A 17,302-nucleotide genomic window follows, 5' to 3' on the forward strand; every position below is an offset into this window, starting at 1 on the left:
CGTAGCAGGGCGGGGTGGGGCAGGGCCGGGCGGCTGATCGTACGGTCCACGAGGTGGCGTGATCGTACGGGCGTCGGCGCGTCGGGCGTACCGCTACGAGTGGTGTGCGCCGTGGCGCGGGCCGCCGCGTGGGCCGTTGCCCCAGCCGTGGTCGTGCGCCTGGCGCGCGCCGTGACGGGCCCGGTCGCTCTCGTCGTGGTGGGCGCCGTCGACCCAGTGCCAGCCGTCGCCCTGGTCGGGCTCGTACGGCGGGATGTCCCGCCCGGGCTGGTAGTGCGGCCCCTGGTGGATATGGCGTAGCACCAGTACCAGGTCCGCCATGACGATCAGGAAGAGCACCCCGCACGCGATCGCCCAGCCCGTCCGCCCGGCGAGCGCGAACAGACTGGTCCCGAGGCCGGTCCAGATCAGGCCCCAAACACTCAGCCAGAACCGCATGCGCAACGGACTGCGCGCGGTGACCGGCTCACTTCCGGTGCGCATGACTCCCGCACCTCCCAACCGGTGGGCAAACCGCCTCCCCTCCAGTGTGTACCCGGGGCCCGGGCCCTGTCCGGGCGCACCTGTCGCCGTGGTTCAGCCGACGTCGCCGCGGCTCGGTGGACGTCGCCGCTGTTCAGCGGACGACGTGGACGACGCTCAGTGGACGACGCGGAAGCTGAGCCAGGGGTGGGAGCCGGGGGCGATCACATCGGACAGGGTGGTCGCCACATAGGTGATCCCGTCAGGGGTGCAGTCCGTTGTGCGGTACAGGACGAGATCGACGAGCGTGTTGTTCGTGAGTTCCACCGCCCCGGGCAACGACAGCCGGTGACAGCCCGTGACCAGCGGGTTCGACACCTGGACCCCGCGATGCCGCTCGGTGTTGTACGTGATGACGCCCATCGCGTTCCGGCCGAGGCCGGAACAGCCCGCGAGGGAGAGCGACAGGAACGCGGCCCCGAGGGCGATGCCGAGGCGCCGGTGATCGGTCACGGACATGGGCGGTCCTCTGTCTGCGCTGGCTCTCTCCTGGCCACTGCCGGCTCTCTCCCGCCGACGGCACTGCCCTGCTGACCAACACTGCCGGATCCGCGCACCGGCGGCACGGGATAGACGGCCGATCGGGGCTACCGGCGGCTACTGGCAAGGCATACCGTGTTATTAGCGGTATTAGTACCTCGCTCCGGCGTCATCAGCGCTCGCTCCGGCGACAGGGGGCCCGTCATGGTCCAGGAACTCGTCATAGCGGTCATAGCGGCGGCCTGTGCCCTGGGGCTGTACGGCATGGCCGCCGCCCGGGTCGTCAAGCAGTACGAGCGGGGCGTGGTCCTGCGGCTGGGGCAGCTCCGCAAGGGTGTGCGGGGGCCCGGATTCACGATGATCGTCCCGTTCGTCGACAGACTGCACAAGGTCAATATGCAGATCGTGACGATGCCCGTACCGGCGCAGGACGGCATCACGCGGGACAACGTCACCGTGCGCGTGGACGCGGTGATCTACTTCAAGGTCGTCGACGCGGCGGACGCGGTGATCCGTGTCGAGGACTACCGCTTCGCGGTCTCGCAGATGGCGCAGACGTCCTTGCGGTCGATCATCGGGAAGAGCGATCTGGACGATCTGCTGTCCAACCGCGAGAAGCTGAACCAGGGCCTGGAGCTGATGATCGACAGTCCGGCGATCGGCTGGGGCGTACAGATCGACCGCGTCGAGATCAAGGATGTGTCGCTGCCCGAGACCATGAAGCGCTCGATGGCGCGGCAGGCGGAGGCGGACCGTGAGCGGCGGGCCCGGGTGATCAACGCGGACGCGGAGCTTCAGGCGTCGAAGAAGCTGGCCGAGGCGGCGAAGCAGATGTCCGAGCAGCCCGCCGCGCTTCAGTTGCGGCTGCTCCAGACCGTGGTGGCGGTGGCCGCCGAGAAGAACTCGACGCTGGTCCTGCCCTTCCCGGTGGAGCTGCTGCGTTTCCTCGAACGCGCCACACCGGCCGAGGCGGCACGGGCGGTGAAGGCGGTCTCGGGCGCGATCGGGGCCGATGAGGGCGCTGGCGCTGGCGCTGGTGCTGTTACGGGTACTGCGGCTGCCGGGTCCGCTGCGGGGGCGGGTTCGGGGCCTGCCGCTGTGGCTTCGGCTCCCGTACCGGTTCCGTCCGCTTCGGGAGGAGCGCGGACGGAGGCGGTACGGGAGGCCGTACGGGAGGTGTCGGCGGGCGGTTCCGGCGGTCCTGACGGCTCGGGTGGCTCGACTTCGACCGGTTCTTCGGGTTCTTCGAGTTCTGCCGGCTCTTCCGGTTCTGCCGGTTCTTCGGATTCGGACGAGGCGGCCGCACGGCAGAAGCCCGTGCCGACGCCCAGCCCCGCGTCGGACCCCCTCTGACGCTCCGCGCTCCGGCCCGGTGTGTCCCGTCCGTGCCGCCATCGCCCATATGCTTCCCCGTACACCCCTGAGCTGCGGAAACGCCGCTCAGGGGACCGTTGTCAGACCCCCCGCCTAGACTCGCAGAGGTAATCGGATCCGGGCGGGAAGGAGTCGACGGCTGTGAAGCAAATCGTGCATACCTTGGCACAATCGGCCGTGCGTGCCATGCCCGCGTCCACGGTCGCCGGGCCGTCCACGGTCGCCGGACTCGCGGAGACCGCCGGACTCACGCGCTGCGCGGCCGTTTTCCTGCCCGCGGGACTGCCGCGTGAGGGGCGGGTCGCCTTCTGGGCTCCGGACGGAGAGCCGCCTGCCGCGACGGAGGAGCTGACGGTCGTGCGGAGCGATGGCGACGGAGGCGACGGGGGCGTACGGACGAGCACCGTTCCCGCGGTGCTGCTGCCCGTCGTCGAGGCCGTTCCGCTGCTGGTCCGCGCCAGGCGTGACAAGACGGCCCATCCGGCGGCGGCCTGCTGGGGTGCCGCCGCGCTCCACGCCCTCCAGCTCGCCGCGCGCGGCAGACTGCTGCCCGGCCTCACCGCTTCCGACCACGACGCCTGGCGGGCGGGCCCGCTCGACGCCGATGACATCGCGCAGTTGAGAGCCATCGCCGCGGCCATGCCTCCCGAGGCGCACGCCGTGCCCTTTCCCGGCCCCGGGCCGCTCCGACTGCCGGATCCCGAAGCCCTGGTGAGGGCGTTCCTCGACGCCGTGGCCGACTCGCTGCCGCGTACCCCGGCCGCGGCGTACGCGGCGGGAGCGCCGTTCGCCGCGCGTGCGGCACAGCATCTCCCGGGCGCCAGGACCTGGGCCGCGGAGGCGGCGGCGGGGATGGACGCGGGGGTACGGATCTCGCTGCGGCTCGATCTCTCCGCGTACGAGATGTTCGATCACTCCGGACCGGGCGCGGGCTCAGGCGAGGAGGCCGGTGACGCCGGTGGTGTCCGGCGGGCCGGGGCCGCCCTCGTCCAGGTCCACAGCCTGGCCGACCCGACGCTGGTCATCGACGCGGCCGGACTGTGGGCGGGCGCTGGTGACGAGAGCTTCGGCCCGCGCGCCCGTATCGACGCGATGCTCGCCCTGCGCCGCGCCGCGCGCGTCTGGACCCCGCTCGCCCGGCTGCTGGAGCTGGACGTACCCGAAGCGCTGCCCCTCTCCGAGGACGAGCTGTACGAACTGCTCGGCCCGGCGGCCACCCGGCTCGCGGCGGCGGGCGTCGCCGTCCACTGGCCCAGGGAGCTGGCCCGTACGCTCACGGCTGCTGCGGTCGTACGCCAGTCGGCGCCGGGCTCGGCCACGGACGGCACACCGTTCTTTGACAGCGAGGAACTGCTCGCGTTCAACTGGCAGTTGGCGCTCGACGGCGATCCCCTCACCGAGCGGGAGATGGACGAGCTGGCCGAGGCGCACCGCCCGATCGTGCGGCTGCGCGACCAGTGGGTCGTCGTCGATCCGGCGCTCGTCCGCAAGGCGCGCAAACGCCAACTGGGCCTGCTGGAGCCGGTCGACGCGCTGGCCGTCGCCCTCACCGGAACGGCGGAGGTGGACGGCGAGACGGTGGAGGCGGTCCCGACGGGCGCGCTGGCGGCTCTGCGCGACCGGCTCACCGGGGAGCACGCCCCCGTCCCGCAGCCACCGGCCCTCGCCGCCACACTCCGCGACTACCAGCTCCGCGGGCTCGCCTGGCTGGATCTGATGACCTCGCTCGGCCTTGGCGGCTGTCTCGCGGACGACATGGGCCTGGGCAAGACGGTCACGGTCATCGCGCTCCATCTGCACCGGGCCCGCAGCGCACCCACCCTGGTGGTCTGCCCCGCCTCGCTCCTCGGCAACTGGCAGCGCGAGATCAACCGCTTCGCGCCCGGAGTCCCCGTCCACCGCTTCCATGGCGCCGGGCGCACCCTCGACGAGGTGGGGGGCGGTTTCGTCCTCACCACCTACGGCACGATGCGCGGCAGCGCCGAGACGCTCGCCGGGCACACCTGGGGCATGGTCGTCGCCGACGAGGCGCAGCATGTGAAGAACCCGTTCTCGTCCACCGCCAAGGCGCTCCGTACGATCCCGTCGCCCGCGCGGATCGCGCTGACCGGCACCCCCGTGGAGAACAACCTCTCCGAGCTGTGGGCGCTGCTCGACTGGACCACCCCTGGTCTGCTCGGCCCGCTCAAGGCCTTCCGCTCCCGCCACGCCCGGATCGTGGAGAACGCCGAGAACGCGAAGAGCGCGGGCGTCAAGGACGTCGAGAACGCCGAGGCGGTGGAGCGTCTGTCCCGGCTGGTACGGCCGTTCCTGCTGCGCAGAAAGAAGTCCGATCCCGGCATCGTGCCCGAGCTGCCGCCCAAGACCGAGAGCGACCACCCCGTCGCCCTCACCCGGGAACAGGCCTCGCTCTACGAGGCGGTCGTGCGGGAGACCATGGCGGCCATCGAGGCGGCGGAGGGCATCGCGCGCCGGGGCCTCGTCATGAAGCTGCTCACCTCGCTCAAGCAGATCTGCAACCATCCCGCGCAGTATCTGAAGGAGGACCCGGCCCGGCTGGCCGGCCGCTCCGGCAAGCTCGCCCTGCTCGACGAGCTGCTGGACACGATTCTAACGGAGGACGGTTCGGTCCTGGTCTTCACGCAGTACGTCACCATGGCGCGGCTGCTCTCCGCCCATCTCGCCTTCCGCGCCGTCCCGTCCCAGCTTCTGCACGGCGGTACACCCGTGGCGGAGCGGGACAGGATGGTGGACCGGTTCCAGTCGGGCGAGATCCCGGTCTTCGTCCTCTCCCTCAAGGCCGCGGGCACCGGTCTCAATCTGACCAGGGCCGGCCATGTCGTCCACTTCGACCGCTGGTGGAACCCGGCAGTGGAGGAGCAGGCGACGGACCGCGCGTACCGCATCGGCCAGACCCAGCCCGTCCAGGTCCACCGGCTGATCGCGGAGGGCACGGTCGAGGACCGGATCGCCGAGATGCTGGCGTCCAAGCGGGCCCTCGCCGACGCGGTTCTCGGCTCGGGCGAGGCGGCCCTGACCGAGCTGACCGACCGTGAGCTGACCGACCTGGTCTCCCTGCGGAGGCTGTCATGACGACCCCGGGCACCCCCGGCACCCCGTACGCCCCGGGCACCCCGCGCGCCGCGCGAGCCCCGGGTGGTTCCCGCGCCGGGCGCGGGGGGCGCCCGGCGCGTGCGCCGCGGCACGACGACCACCGCCGTACGTTCCCGGCGCTGCCGCCCAGACCCGGCGGGGCGGGCGACTTCGCCCTGACCTGGTGGGGCAATGCCTGGGTGGAGTCCATGGAGGACTCCGCGCTCGACCCGGCGCGCCTCCAGCGCGGCCGTGCCTACGCGGGCAGGGGGCTCGTCGACGCGATCACCGTCACGCCCGGCCGGGTCATGGCGTATGTGCACGGCTCACGGCCCCGGCCGTACCGCACGGAGATCCGTCTCCGCACGCTCGACGAGACGGGCTGGGAGGACCTGCTCGACGCCGCGGCGGCCCGTCCCGACCACATCGCGGCACTCCTGGACAAGGAGATGCCGCACGCCCTCGCCGCGACGGCCGACCTGCTGCCGTCGGCGGGCGATCTCACCCCGGACTGCTCGTGCCCGGACGACGGCTATCCGTGCAAGCACGCCGCCGCTCTCTGCTATCAGACGGCGCGCCTGCTCGATCAGGACCCCTTCGTGCTGTTCCTGATGCGCGGCCGGGGCGAGAGCGAGATCCTCGCCGACCTGACCCGGCGCAACGCCGCGCGCTCCGCGGCGGAACGGACCTCGGCGCCACCGCCCATGCCCATGGTCCCGGCCGCCGCCGTCCTCGCTCCCCGGGTGCTCCCGGCACTGCCGCCGCCGTTTCCCGCGCCCGCGCAGCCGGGCCGCCCGCCGGTCTATCCGCAGGCGCCGGGCGCTCCCGACCCGCTCGCGCTCGACCTGCTCGCCACCGAAGCGGCATCACGCGCGCACACGCTCCTCACCACCGGTCTCGATCCGGTCGGCACGCTCACCCCGTGGCAGGACGCGGTACGGCTGGCCGCCGCCCACCCAGGTTCCGGACTCACCGCCTCCACCCGCGCCCTCTACCGCGATCTGGCCGCCGCCCTCGACCGCACCCCCACCGATCTGGCCCGCGCCGTCGCCGCCTGGCGCCAGGGCGGCCTCGCGGGACTCGCCGTACTGGAAGAGCCGTGGGATCCGCCCGCGGGCCCCTTCGACCGGGCGCGCCCCGCCCTGTCCGCCGCGGACTTCCCGCAGTTCCGCCCCTGGCGCAACCAGCTCTCCACGCCCTCGCTCCAGCTCCGCTTCGGCCGTGACGGCCTCTGGTACGGATACGAGTCGGACCGCGACCGCGAGGACTGGTGGCCGCGCGGCACCCCCGACACGGATCCGGTCGGCGCGCTCACAGCGCTGCTGGGAAGGTGACCCCGCTAGGCTAGTTTCTCCATATCGATCAGCGGTCCAAGGGGGTTCGGTGGAAGCCGAGTTGGTGGCACTGGCGACAGCGGGAGCGACGACGATCGTCCAGCAGATGGCGACGGACGGCTGGACGCGGGCCCGCGACCGGGTCGTCGCGTTCTTCGCGGCCCGGGGCACGGCGACCCCGGAATCGGTCGAGGCCGACCTGGAGACGACCCGGGCCGAACTGACCACGGCCCAGCAGGACGGCGACGAGGAGACAACCCAGGACCTCCACGCCGAATGGCGCACCCGTCTCCGCCGCACCCTCCGTGCCGACCCCGAAGCCGCTGCCGAACTGCGCGCGCTCGTGGACGAGTTGACCCCACCCCGCCCCGCTCAGCAGACCGGCGACGTCTACAACACCATCCACGACGGCACCTTCCACGAACCGGTGATCCAGACCGGCAACATCACCGGCGGGATCTACAAGGGCGGCCAGGGCTGAGACGATGACTGACGGGGGCAACAGCGTCAGCGGCGGCAGCCAGCGGGACGTGATCCAGGCAGGCACGATCGGCGAGGTGCACTTCCACGGTGACGGCGCCGCCGGGCCCGCGCCGTCCGGTACCGGACATCAACTCCCGGTGGAAAACCCGGTGTTCGAGAACAGGGACGCCCAGACCGAACAGGTCCTGCGGGAAGTCCGCGAGCGGGCGGAAGCCGTCCGGCCCGAGCACCCGTCGGTCATCACCGTCAGCGGGATCAGCGGGATCAGCGGAATCGGCAAGACCGCTCTGGTCGTTCATCTCGCCCACAGGCTCAAGGACCGCTTCCGGGCGATGTATCTGGATCTGGACGAGTGGCGCACGGCAGGCTCCCTCGACCATGAGCCGCTGCTGAAGCATCTGCTCCACTGGCTCGGCGTACGGGACGGCGGGCCGTCGGCGGAGTACCGCTACTTAGTCGGCCAGTACAGGGAGAAGACCCAGGGCACCCGTCTCGCCCTCGTGCTCGACCATGTACGGTCCGCGGACGAGATCAGATCGCTGCTGCCCGTGTCCGCCGAGGCGGTGGTGCTGGTCGCGAGCCAGGAGCGGCTCCCCGGACTGGCGCCGCAGGTCGCGCTCGAACTCGCTCTGGAGCCGCTGTCGCAGGAGCACGGCGAAGCGGTCCTCCGGAAGCTCAGCGACGGCAGACGCACCGGTGAGTCCGCGCAGACGCTGGTCCCGCTCGCGCGGCTCTGCGCGGGCTTCCCGGTGGCCCTGCACGCCGCGGGCGAGCTGCTCGTCACGTATCCCACCCGGCGGATGGAACGGCTCGTGGCGGACCTCACGAAGGACCTCCACGAGAAGGGCCTGACCGTGGTGGAAGCGGTGTGGAACGCCTCGTACGGTTCGCTCGCCGCGCCCGCCGCCCGCCTCTACCGGCTGCTGCCGTACCACCCCGGCTACGACATCACGCTCGAAGCCGCCGCCGCCCTGCTCGGGACGGGGCTCGACGACGCGGAGGACGCGCTCGACGGACTCGTGAACGCCGGACTGCTGGCGATGTCGCCCCGCCAGGGCCGCCGTCGGATGCACAGTCTGCTCCACGCCCACGCCCTGCGCTGTGCGACCCGGCACGGCGACCCGGCCGAGACCGAGGAGGGGGTGCGGCGGCTGCTCGTCTGGTACCGGAGGCAGGCGGAGCGGGCCGACCGGGCGATCCAGGAGAAGAGAATGCGGGAGGCCGACACCGTGGCCGGGCTTCCGTATGCCCCCGATGCGGTGTTCGCGGACGCGGTGCGGGCCCGGACCTGGCTCGACGCGGAGCGCATGGCGCTGTACGGACTGGTCACGGTCGCCCGGGACCTGGGCGAGGACACCCATGCCTGGTCCCTCTGCGAACCGCTGTGGAAGCACTACGAGGACCATTGCAACCACGAGGCCGCGGTCCGGGCGTTCGGGATCGGCCGGGACTGCGCGCAGCGCGACGGCTCGCCCAGGGCCGCGAAAGGCCTGATCCGGATGCGCTGCCAGCTCGCCCAGGCACTCTGGAACACCGGCCGGGCGGCTGACGCGGACGCGGCGGACGCGGAGACACGGCAGGCGGTGCTCTCGGCGGAGTCGGTGGTCCCGGGGGAGAAACTGCACGCCTCCGCCCTGGAGTTCCGGGGCAAATACCTCGACCGGCGAGGACAGCGGGACGAGGCCGCCGCGTACTTCCGGCGGTCGCGTGACATCCACCGCGTGATCGAGAACTCCTACGGCGTACTGCTTCAGACCTTTCTGCTCGGCCGGACGCTGCGTGCCGCCGGCCGGCTGTCCGAGGCCCGAGCGGAGCTGGAGGAAGCGCGTCGGCTGGCCGAAGAGCAGAGCCATCTCCGGATGATGGGCCGTACGGCCGCCGAGCTGGCCCGTACCCACCGCGAACTGGGCCGGACCGAGCAGGCCGTCACCTCGTACGAGGACGCGCTGACCCATGAGCGGGCGCGGGGATCGGCGTACGACCAGATCGACCTTCACACCGAACTCGCCGTACTGGCAGCGGAGACCGGTGATAGGGAGGCGGCCGAGCGGCACCGCGTCCGCGCCCGCGAACTGCGTATTGAGACGGGTGTGGAGCCCACGGAGTCCTCGGAGTCCTCGGAGGCCACGGAGTCCGATGGGCCCGAGGGGTCATAGTTCGGCGTGCGCGTCGGCGTCCGTCGCGTACGTCACCAGGACCCGCACCGGACGGCCGCCCACCAGACAGTCGAGGGTCGTGGGCAGAGCCGGATCCGGGGTGGCGTCGAGCCAGCCGTGGACGGCGGAGAGGACGGCCGCGGGATCGGGCCGTACCAGCGGTTCCGGCTGCGACGGGCCGGCCGTGATGCTCACCGCCAGCAGTGCGGAACCGTCGTGGCGCAGTACGCAGCGGCGGTGCGAGAGCACGGCGGCCGCGGTCCGGCAGGCGGGGTAGTGCTCCAGGATGTACGAGGTCCAGCCGGCCACGGTCCACACCGCGTCGGACCACGCCCCGTCGGACCGTCCCGTGTCCGACCGTCCCGTGTCCGACCATGCCGCGTCGGACCCGTACGGTTCGCGGGCGGTCGCGGCGCGAGCCCGCCGGTGGATGAGCCCGGCGCTCCGCATCTCCTGTGTCGCCGCGAGACCGTCCTCCGCGGCCACATGCCCTCCGTGCGGACCGCTGTTCAGCGGGTGGCGGGCCACGGACACCGTGTTCCCGCACACCTCGACCCGCGCCGCGAACGCGGACGGCCGCTCCTGGCCGATCCTGGGGACCGGCAGCGGCCGGACGCCGACCGGGCCGGGGTGCGGTTCGAGTCCGAGGAGCCGGTAGCAGCGGGCGCGCAGGAGTTCGAGCGAGCGGCCCTGTTCGGCGAAGGCGGTGGCGGCGAGGGCACTGGTGTCGCCCGTACGGTGCGTGACGACGGCGGAGTCGAGCTGCGGGGCGAGCGGCTCGTCCATCGTTAATCGGGGTATGCGGGCGAGGAGTCCGGCCATGGGGCTGGCCGGGAGCAGTTCCGTACCGCCCTCGTAACAGCCGATCAGGGGCAGGTCCAGGGCGGCGGGATAGAGCGCGGCGGAACCGTGGTCGGTCAGCGCGCAGTCCGCGGCGGTGAGCAGGGCCGCCCACTCCTCGTACGGCCGTGCCAGCAGCAGTCCGGCGGCCGACGCGGGGGCCAGCCACTGGCGCAGGGCGAATTCGCCCAGCCGGCTGTGCAGATTGGGGTGCAGGACGAGGGCCACCTGATAGGCGTCGTACGGCAGCTCGGCGGTCAGCCGCCGTGGCAGCTCGGGCCGCCGCTCGAACAGCGACTCGGGCCCCCAGGTGGACACCATGACCACCAGCCGGCGCCCGCCCGTGCCCAGCGCGTTCCGGTACCGCTCCCGGCGGGTGCGGGACGCCAGCATCCGGTCCAGCGTCGGATCCCCGACGACGGCCGCGCGGTCGGCCATGTCCGCCGACTCCTGGGCGAGCCTGGCCAGTTGGGCGGGGTGCGCCAGGGCGTGCAGCGAGGCCAGCGGCGCCCCGCCGCGCAGAAGCTGGCGTGGATGGAGTCCGGAAGCGGAGTCGTCGGCGGAGGAGTGCGGGAGCCGCTTGTTGAATCCGGCGCCGTGCGGCAGCAGTACGAGCGGTCCCGGCAGCTCATGGAGCGGGCCGTTGGGGCTCGCCGCCACCACGAGATCGTGCCCGCCGCGCACCGCCTCCGCCCAGGGGACGGTCCGGGCTCCGGCGCCGTCGAGCACGGCGAGCGCGTCCGTACTGAAGTCGGATCCGGGGACAAGGGTGAAGACCGGCCGCACACGGGGGTCCCCGGCGAAGACCGGGAGGGCGTCCAGCAGCCGATTCAGCGCGGTTGCGGATCGTACGGCGTACAGGACGGTCCGTTCGACCCGCTCCGTGAGCCCGCTCTCCCGGACGGGCGAGGGCGCTTGAGGGCGGTGAGACGGCACGGCGAGAGATTACCGGGCCGTCTCACGGCGTCCCCAGAGCCGCGGCGGTGGCGTGGCTCCGGAGGGAGCCCCGCGCCGCGGCAGGCCTCGGCCGTCGGGCCTGAGGTCAGGCCGGTGGGTCTGAGGTCAGGCCGGTGGGTCCTGAGGTCAGGCCGTGTGGAGGGTCAGGCCGTAGCGGCTCAGGATCTCGTTGACCGGCTGGTACCAGGTCTCGCCGCCGGTGGAGCAGTTGCCCCAGCCGCCCGAGGTGACGCCCTGGGCCTGGTCGCCGCTGATGAACGAGCCGCCCGAGTCACCGCCCTCGGCGCAGACGCTCGTTTTGGTCATCTGGTGGACGGCGCCCTGGGCGTAGTTGACGGTCTCGTTCTTGGCCAGCACATTGCCGCAGCGCCAGTGGGTCGTGGAGCCGGAGCGGCAGATCGAGGCGCCGATCGGGGCCTCGTTGGAGCCGCGGACCAACTGGTCGGAGACGCTGCCCCAGCCGAGGACGACCGGGACGGTCCACCAGCCGCTGCCGACATTCACCCACGCGTAGTCGTTGTCGGGGAAGGACGACCCCTGGAAGTTGCCGATGTACGAGCCGTCCCAGCCGCTCACACCGGCGCCGGCCCGGCCGCAGTGGCCGGCCGTGACGAAGCCGCCGTAGACGGAGAAGCCGATGGAACAGCGGACGTTGCCCGTGTAGTACGGGTCGCCGCCGACGGTCCCCGCGGCGAAGGTCTGCGGGGCCTTGGCGGTCTCCACGACCGTGACCGGACCGGCCTGCCGGGCGCGGGCGACAAAGGCCTCGACATCGTTGTCGTTCTTCTCCGCGGCGACGACGTTCACCACGACCTTGTTGGCCTTGGGGTCGACATGCCAGCTCGCGACACCGGCCGGCGCGTCGAGCGCGTCGATGGCCGCCTTCGCCGCGTCGAGCTGCCGCGCGCTGTGCTTCACCAGACGTACGGCCGCGCCGGTCGCCCGTACGGCGTCGGCCTTCCCGGCGCTGGTGACGGCGACGGTCAGCGTGCCGCTGTCCGGGTTGAACCAGGAGCCGCCGTACGACGGGCCCGCCGCGCGGCGCGCCTTGCCGTCCACGGCCGTCGCGGTCTTCTCCGCCGCGAGACGTGCCACGGCCTGGCTCTTCGTGAGGCCGAGGTCCTTCTGCATCGCGGTGAGCAGACCGGCGGAGGCCGGCGCTTCGGTGGTGGCCGGGGCGGGGGCGGCGGCCGCGGGAACCAGGCCGGCGGTGGCCCAGGTGCCCAGGACGAGGAGGGCGGACAGGCCGGTGCGTATCACTGTCGTGCGTCTCAAGGGATTGGCCCTTCTGGTTGTTCCAGCATCGTGGGGGTGGAACAGTGGCCGACTGAGAGCGCTCTCAGTCGGCGCCAGCCGGAGCGTATCCGAGGATCATGGGCAGGTCCATGCCAATGAACAACCCGGGCCGCCCCCTGCCCGGTTGGGCTCTTCCGCGGTCTGTTTAGGGTGGCGTCATGGCAGTCACGACCTCCGGCGACCCCGTTCCGTCCCACCAGGCGGCCGCCGCCCCCGCTCCCGCCCCGGCGCCCAGCCCGCCCCAGGCGCCCGCCGATCCGACGCGCGACCTGATCGACGATCCGTACGCCGTGTACGCGCGGATGCGTGAGACCGGGCCCGTGCGGCGGATCGCGGGGCCCGACGGGCTGCCCGTCTGGATCGTCACGCGGTACGACGACGTACGGCAGGCCCTCGCCGATCCCCGGCTCTCCCTCGACAAGCGCCACTCCCTGCCCGGGAACTACCGGGGCTTCGCGCTGCCGCCGGCTCTCGACGCCAACCTGCTCAATATGGATCCGCCGGACCACACCCGTATCCGCCGCTTCGTCACCCAGGCGTTCACCGCGCGGCGGACCGAGACCCTGCGCGAGCCGATCCGGCGTACGGCCGATGAACTGCTGGACGCCATCGCCCCCGACGGGCAGGCGGATCTGATCGCCTCGTACGCCGCTCCGCTGCCGATCACCGTGATCTGCGAACTGCTCGGCGTGCCCGCGGGCCACCGGCGGGACTTCAGGGAGTGGACCGACGCCCTGGTGGCGCCCGATCCCACGCGGCCCGAGGCAATGAAGCAGGCCGTGGGCGGCATGCTCGGCTTCTTCACCGGACTGCTCGCACACAAGCGGGCCGAGCCCGGCGACGATCTGCTGTCCGCACTGATCGCGGCCCGCGACCGGCGCGCCGACACCACGGACGACGCCACCGAAGACCGGCTCAGCGAGGACGAGTTGATGTCCCTCGCCTTCCTCATCCTCTTCGCCGGATACGAGAACACCGTCCAGCTCATCGGCAACGCCACCCTCGCCCTGCTCCGCCACCCGGACCAGCTCGCGGCGCTCCGCGCGGACCCCGGCAGGACCGCCGCGGCGGTCGAGGAGCTCGTACGGTACGACGGTCCCGCCCTGCTGGCCATCCGCCGCTTCCCGGTCGAGGACCTGGTCATCGGCGGCGTGACCGTACCGGCGGGCGAGACCGTTCTGCTCTCCCTGGCCTCCGCCAACCGCGATCCGCACCGTTTCCCTGACGCCGACCGGCTCGATCTCGACCGCGATACGGCCGGCCATCTCGCCCTCGGCCATGGCATCCACTACTGCCTCGGCGCGCCGCTCGCCCGGCTGGAGACCGAGATCGCTCTCACCGCGCTGCTGGAGCGCTTTCCGCGGCTGGCGCTCGGCGTACCGTACGACGAACTCCGTTGGCGGGCCTCGACGCGCGCCCGGGGGCTGATGGCACTGCCCGTCCGCTATTGACGTCACGCATGGAATGACACGTGCGGAATGGCACGTGGAATGGCACGCATTGACGGCAGGTATACGGGACGGCCGTTTATTCGTTCGATCACCGTTGTGCGGCCCTGCTAGCGTCCCTGACGTGGCGAAACTCAATCAGATCATCGCAGTGGAGAAGGGCGTCAAGTCCAAGGCACACCAGGACCTGACGGCTGCCCATCACGGCCTCCAGAAGCCGGCTCTGCTCGCCGGTATCTCTCGTACGTATCAGCCGAAGGACGAGGAGGGCGAGCAGTTGCCGCCCGAGTCCACCCGGGTCCAGGTCAAGGCCGAGGACATACTGCGCGAGACCGCGAAGACCCTGACGAGGCTGTTCGATGTGACCGCCACCAAGGACTGGGCGAACTGCACGGCGCGCGCCGACATCACCGTCGACGGACGGGTGCTGGTGAGCGAGGTGCCGGTGTCGTATCTGCTGTTCCTGGAGAAGCAGCTCACCGACCTCAACACCTTTGTGCGCAAGCTGCCCGTGCTGGACGCGTCGGAGTCCTGGAACCAGGACCCGTCGACGGACGCGTGGAAGACCGAGGCGGTACGGACCCTCCGTACGAAGAAGGTCCCGCGCAACCATGTGAAGGCCGAGGCCACCGAGAAGCACCCGGCGCAGGTCGAGGTGTACTACGAGGACATACCGGTCGGTTACTGGACAACGATTAAATTCAGCGGGGCCCTTCCGGCCCGCCGGGTGAACGAGCTTCTCGACCGGGTCGAGAAGCTCCAGGAGGCTGTGAAGTTCGCCCGCGAGGAGGCGAACGGCACCGAGGTCACCGACCGACGCGTCGGCGACGCTGTGTTCGGCTATCTGTTCGGGTAGCCTCATCATCTCCCCGGCCGCCTGCTTGTGCGGCTGGGGTGCGCGAGGAGCGCAGGCTGAAACTGAAGCTTGTCGTGACTGCGCGGTTCCAGCGGAGGTTCGAGTCCTCCCCGCGGCACATCCGTACGGACGGGTGGACGGGCCGCGGTAGCCCAACTGGCAGAGGCAGACCGCGATCAATCTCAGACTATTGCTCCAGACTCAGCATTCGCCGCCGATCGCCGGATCGACCGGGCCCAGGCCCCGGACGTCGAAGTGCTGGTTCAAGTCCGGCCCGTGCAGCTCGATGCGCGGTGGTCCAATGGCAGGACGCGACGACATCATGACTGACCTGGGTTCTCAAGTGTGCCGGCGTGCGACATGGGCGGCATTTGAAGGGCTCGGGGGCCGGCTACGCCCCCGGGTCCGCTCCTTTCAGCAGCGGCGGGCTTCGCAGCGCCGGCTTCACAGTCGCGGCGTCGCGGTGCCGGTTCCGTAGCGCCAGCTCCGCAGCGTCGGCTTCGTAACCTCGGCCCGGCCCTGCGTCACTGGCGGTATCCGCTCAGGAAGCGGCCTATGCGGCTGATCGCCGCGTCCAGATCGTCCGCATACGGCAGGGTCAGGATCCGGAAGTGGTCCGGACGCGGCCAGTTGAAGCCCGTGCCCTGGACGACCTGGATCTTCTCGCGCAGCAGCAGGTCCAGCACGAACCGCTCGTCGTCATGGATCTTGTGCACCTTCGGGTCGAGCCGGGGAAAGGCGTACAACGCGCCCTTCGGCTTGACGCAGGACACCCCCGGGATCTCGTTCAGCTTCTCCCAGGCGCGGTTGCGCTGTTCGTGCAGTCTGCCGCCCGGAGCTGTCAGCTCATGGATGGACTGTCGCCCGCCGAGCGCCGCCTGAATCGCGTACTGCGCGGGCGCGTTGGGGCACAGCCGCATCGACGCGAGCATCGTCAGCCCCTCCAGATAGCTGCGCGCGTGCTGCTTGGGCCCGGTGACCAGGAGCCAGCCGGAACGGAAACCCGCCACCCGGTAAGTCTTCGAGAGCCCGCTGAAGGTGAGGACGACCAGATCGGGGGCGAGGGCCGCGGCGGTGTGGTGGACCGCGTCGTCATAGACGATCTGGTCATAGATCTCGTCCGCGAACACCATGAGCTGATGGCGGCGCGCGAGATCCAGGATCCCTTCGACGATCTCGCGCGGATAGACCGCGCCCGTGGGGTTGTTGGGGTTGATGATCACAACGGCCTTGGTGCGATCGGTGATCTTCGCGGCCAGATCGTCGAGGTCCGGATACCAGTCCGCCGACTCGTCACAGAGATAGTGCACGGGACGGCCGCCGGCCAGGGTCGTCACGGCCGTCCAGAGCGGGAAGTCCGGGGCCGGGATGAGGACTTCGTCGCCGTCCTCCAGCAGCGCCTGGACGGCCATCGAGACCAGCTCGGAGACTCCGTTCCCCAGGAAGACGTCGTCGACGCCGACATCGGGCAGGCCGAGGGTCTGATACCGCTGGACGACGGCCCGGCGCGCCGAGAGTATGCCGCGCGAATCCGTGTACCCGTGTGCCCGGGGCAGCATCCGGATCATGTCCTGGAGGATTTCCTCCGGCGCCTCGAACCCGAACAGCGCGGGATTGCCGGTGTTGAGACGCAGGACGCTGTGGCCCGCCTCCTCCAGGGCGTCGGCGTGCTCGATCACCGGACCGCGGATCTCGTAGCAGACCTCGCTCAGCTTGCTCGACTGCCGGAACTCCATGCGGTGGCCTCCCAGACCTCGTTCCAGACCTTGTTGCGATACTTGGTTTTACCAAGCTCGGGCTTGGAAAGTCCAACAACATGTCTAGACTGCGCCACATGTCACGCCGCCGAAGTTACGACCAGTACTGCGCCACCGCCCGTGCCCTTGACGCCGTGGGCGACCGCTGGACCCTGCTGATCGTCCGTGAACTGCTCGCGGGGCCACGCCGTTACACCGATCTGCACGCCGATCTGCCCGGCGTCAGCACGGATGTGCTCGCGTCCCGGCTCAGGGACATGGAGCGCGACGAACTGGCCACGCGCCGCAGGCTGCCCCCGCCCGCCGCCGCGAACGTGTACGAACTCACCGAGCGCGGGCGCGGGTTGCTGCCCGTCCTCACCGCCCTCGCCGAGTGGGGCGCCCCGGCGCTGGAGGACCGCAGGCCCACCGACGCCGTGCGGGCGCACTGGTTCGCCGTACCGCTGCTGCCGGTGCTCGACGGGCTGCCCGGCCCGGACGGCGTCGCCGGGTACGGACTTGAGGGCGTGGTGGAAATCCGCCTGGACGAGGGCGCGTTCCACATAAGGCTCGGCGAGGGCGATCCGGTGTACGGCGACGGTCCCGTGGAGAGCCCCGACGCCCGGCTCGTCCTCGACGCCGACACCTGCCGCGCGCTGAGCGGAGGGTCGCTGACGGTCGGGGACGGGGTGCGGGACGGCCGTATCGAGGTGTCGGGGGCCACCAC

At 71.4% G+C, this 17,302-nt stretch carries 12 protein-coding genes and 1 pseudogene; 8 read left to right on the forward strand and 5 right to left on the reverse strand.

What is annotated here, in order from left to right; translation table 11 throughout:
* Nucleotides 1-228: 228 nt before the first annotated feature.
* Nucleotides 229-483, reverse strand: a pseudogene (locus WH07_RS20145) (DUF6343 family protein); the annotation flags it as partial.
* Nucleotides 484-639: 156 nt separating this feature from the next.
* Nucleotides 640-981: a hypothetical protein gene (locus tag WH07_RS20150; RefSeq protein ID WP_046501767.1), complete on the reverse strand. Its 342-nt coding sequence runs from the start codon at nt 979-981 to the stop codon at nt 640-642.
* A 225-nt stretch (nt 982-1,206) separates the two neighbouring features.
* On the opposite strand from WH07_RS20150, the gene WH07_RS20155 reads away from it, so the two are divergent.
* From WH07_RS20155 to WH07_RS20175, 5 genes are all read left to right on the forward strand, one after another.
* Nucleotides 1,207-2,355: a slipin family protein gene (locus tag WH07_RS20155; protein WP_232788982.1), complete on the forward strand. Its 1,149-nt coding sequence runs from the start codon at nt 1,207-1,209 to the stop codon at nt 2,353-2,355.
* A gap of 207 nt (nt 2,356-2,562) precedes the next feature.
* Nucleotides 2,563-5,469, forward strand: a complete 2,907-nt coding sequence (locus WH07_RS20160) for a DEAD/DEAH box helicase (RefSeq protein WP_079023386.1) — start codon at nt 2,563-2,565, stop codon at nt 5,467-5,469.
* Nucleotides 5,466-6,803 carry an SWIM zinc finger family protein gene (locus WH07_RS20165; RefSeq protein WP_046501770.1) on the forward strand — a complete coding sequence of 446 codons (1,338 nt, stop codon included), beginning with the start codon at nt 5,466-5,468 and terminating at the stop codon, nt 6,801-6,803. The genes WH07_RS20160 and WH07_RS20165 overlap by 4 nt, the downstream gene beginning before the upstream one ends.
* 49 nt (nt 6,804-6,852) lie before the next feature.
* On the forward strand, nt 6,853-7,284 hold the full coding sequence (locus WH07_RS20170) for a hypothetical protein (protein ID WP_046501773.1): 432 nt from the start codon (nt 6,853-6,855) through the stop codon (nt 7,282-7,284).
* Between the two features lie 4 nt (nt 7,285-7,288).
* Nucleotides 7,289-9,442: a tetratricopeptide repeat protein gene (locus WH07_RS20175; RefSeq protein WP_052744489.1), complete on the forward strand. Its 2,154-nt coding sequence runs from the start codon at nt 7,289-7,291 to the stop codon at nt 9,440-9,442.
* Here the strand turns inward: WH07_RS20175 and WH07_RS20180 are convergent.
* Nucleotides 9,437-11,218, reverse strand: a complete 1,782-nt coding sequence (locus WH07_RS20180; RefSeq protein ID WP_232788983.1) for a translation initiation factor 2 — start codon at nt 11,216-11,218, stop codon at nt 9,437-9,439. The genes WH07_RS20175 and WH07_RS20180 overlap by 6 nt on opposite strands.
* A 147-nt stretch (nt 11,219-11,365) precedes the next feature.
* The gene (locus WH07_RS20185; protein ID WP_198533843.1) at nt 11,366-12,514 is read right to left on the reverse strand and encodes a S1 family peptidase; all 1,149 of its coding nucleotides are present in this window, start codon (nt 12,512-12,514) and stop codon (nt 11,366-11,368) included.
* 323 nt (nt 12,515-12,837) lie between these two features.
* Between WH07_RS20185 and WH07_RS20190 the strand changes: the two genes are divergently transcribed.
* Both WH07_RS20190 and WH07_RS20195 read left to right on the forward strand, forming a co-directional pair.
* Nucleotides 12,838-13,986 (forward strand): cytochrome P450 family protein, encoded by a 1,149-nt coding sequence (locus WH07_RS20190; protein WP_232788984.1) that lies wholly within the window; start codon nt 12,838-12,840, stop codon nt 13,984-13,986.
* 121 nt (nt 13,987-14,107) lie between these two features.
* A complete protein-coding gene (locus WH07_RS20195; RefSeq protein WP_046501778.1) occupies nt 14,108-14,839 on the forward strand; it encodes a DUF7873 family protein in 732 nt (243 codons plus the stop codon).
* 524 nt (nt 14,840-15,363) lie between these two features.
* On the opposite strand, the gene WH07_RS20200 is transcribed toward WH07_RS20195, so the two are convergent.
* Complete coding sequence (locus WH07_RS20200; RefSeq protein WP_046501780.1) at nt 15,364-16,575, reverse strand: pyridoxal phosphate-dependent aminotransferase; 1,212 nt, start codon at nt 16,573-16,575, stop codon at nt 15,364-15,366.
* Between the two features lie 80 nt (nt 16,576-16,655).
* Here WH07_RS20200 and WH07_RS20205 point away from each other — a divergent pair.
* On the forward strand, nt 16,656-17,302 hold a 647-nt coding region (locus WH07_RS20205), incomplete at its 3' end, for a winged helix-turn-helix transcriptional regulator (protein WP_079023387.1).

The organism is Streptomyces odonnellii (assembly GCF_000981895.1).
GTDB classification, from domain to species: domain Bacteria; phylum Actinomycetota; class Actinomycetes; order Streptomycetales; family Streptomycetaceae; genus Streptomyces; species Streptomyces odonnellii.

Bases quoted from the DNA above. Each gene is read 5' to 3' on its own strand.
- WH07_RS20150 (WP_046501767.1), bottom strand. From the start codon at position 981: ATGTCCGTGACCGATCACCGGCGCCTCGGCATCGCCCTCGGGGCCGCG.
- WH07_RS20155 (WP_232788982.1), top strand. From the start codon at position 1,207: ATGGTCCAGGAACTCGTCATAGCGGTCATAGCGGCGGCCTGTGCCCTG.
- WH07_RS20160 (WP_079023386.1), top strand. From the start codon at position 2,563: ATGCCCGCGTCCACGGTCGCCGGGCCGTCCACGGTCGCCGGACTCGCG.
- WH07_RS20165 (WP_046501770.1), top strand. From the start codon at position 5,466: ATGACGACCCCGGGCACCCCCGGCACCCCGTACGCCCCGGGCACCCCG.
- WH07_RS20175 (WP_052744489.1), top strand. From the start codon at position 7,289: ATGACTGACGGGGGCAACAGCGTCAGCGGCGGCAGCCAGCGGGACGTG.
- WH07_RS20190 (WP_232788984.1), top strand. From the start codon at position 12,838: ATGCGTGAGACCGGGCCCGTGCGGCGGATCGCGGGGCCCGACGGGCTG.
- WH07_RS20200 (WP_046501780.1), bottom strand. From the start codon at position 16,575: ATGGAGTTCCGGCAGTCGAGCAAGCTGAGCGAGGTCTGCTACGAGATC.